At 58.7% G+C, this 846-nt stretch carries 1 protein-coding gene; it reads left to right on the forward strand.

Annotation, left to right across the window (positions count from 1 at the left end):
- The first annotated feature begins 65 nt into the window (after positions 1 to 65).
- Positions 66 to 823, forward strand: a protein-coding gene (locus LZA78_RS17510) for an IS5 family transposase (RefSeq protein ID WP_233678165.1) whose coding sequence is annotated in 2 segments (ribosomal slippage) — positions 66 to 384 and positions 384 to 823 — 759 coding nt in all. Because the reading frame shifts where the segments join, the coding sequence is not laid out codon by codon here.
- Positions 824 to 846 lie beyond the last annotated feature (23 nt).

Raw genomic sequence — 846 nt, forward strand, 5'->3', positions numbered from 1 at the left:
TAGGCTCCAGACCCATTGATTTCAGTCATTTGGCGTGATTCAGGCTCCGCAAGGAGACCTGATCGATGAGCAATCTTTACTGGCTAACGGACGCCCAAATGGAGCGCCTGAAGCCGTTCTTTCCCAAGAGCCATGGCAAGCCGCGTGTTGATGATCGTCGCGTCCTCAGTGGCATAATCTTTATCAATCGCAATGGGTTGCGCTGGTGTGACGCACCGAAGGAATACGGACCGGCCAAGACCCTCTACAACCGGTGGAAGCGCTGGAGCGACAACGGGGTCTTCGCCAGGATCATGGTGGGCCTGGCCGCTGAGCGTGCCGAGCACAAGACGATCATGATCGACGCGACCTATCTCAAGGCGCACCGCACGGCGTCGAGCCTGTGCGTAAAAAAGGGGGGCGCGGGCGCCAGATCGGGCGCACCAAAGGTGGTATGAATACCAAGCTCCACGCTGTTGCCGATGCAAACGGGCGCCCGATCGGGTTCTTCATGTCTGCCGGGCCGGTCAGTGATTACACCGGCGCGGCCGCTTTGCTGAGCAGTCTGCCGAAGGCGGGCTGGCTTCTGGCCGATCGGGGATATGACGCTGATTGGTTCAGAGAGGCGTTGAAAGACAATGGGATAAAGGCCTGCATCCCCGGACGGAAGTCTCGCAAGAAGGCCATCAAATACGACAAGCGGCGCTACAAACGCCGCAACCGCATCGAGATCATGTTCGGGCGGTTGAAGGATTGGCGGCGCGTGGCGACCCGATACGACCGGTGCCCGGAAACCTTCTTCTCCACGATCATGCTCGCTGCAACCGTCTTGTTCTGGCTATGAAACTCAATGAGTCTGGACCCTAG

Origin of the sequence: Rhodobacter flavimaris, from assembly GCF_021378075.1 — a bacterium.
Lineage (GTDB): Bacteria > Pseudomonadota > Alphaproteobacteria > Rhodobacterales > Rhodobacteraceae > Rhodobacter > Rhodobacter flavimaris.